This window comes from Bradyrhizobium cosmicum (assembly GCF_032290525.1).
Lineage (GTDB): Bacteria > Pseudomonadota > Alphaproteobacteria > Rhizobiales > Xanthobacteraceae > Bradyrhizobium > Bradyrhizobium cosmicum_A.
The window spans coordinates 1-235 of the sequence record NZ_JASXTA010000607.1 but is presented as its reverse complement, the minus strand read 5'-3'; the positions used below and the strand labels follow the sequence as shown (position 1 = coordinate 235).

Sequence of the window (235 nt, the reverse complement as noted above, 5' to 3'; positions counted from 1 at the left end):
CCGCAGCAGAACGCGCGCGCCCGCATCTGCGTCGGCAAGTTCGACATGCTCCGCCGGGTTATGGCTGATGCCGCCGCGGCAACGCACGAACAGCATGGCGACATCGGCGATATCGATCATTGCCATGCCATCATGCCCCGCCCCGCTCGGCAGTTCGAACACGCCATAGCCTTCTGCCGCAACCGCTTCCGCGACCTGCGCTTTCAGCCAGGGCGCACAGGGCACGGTGCGGTTC

Annotated in this window: 1 protein-coding gene; it reads right to left on the bottom strand. The window is 66.4% G+C overall.

The window, feature by feature from the left end; translation table 11 throughout:
- Window positions 1–235: M20/M25/M40 family metallo-hydrolase (locus QSV46_RS41105; RefSeq protein ID WP_314964524.1), on the bottom strand; the 235-nt coding region annotated here is incomplete at both ends.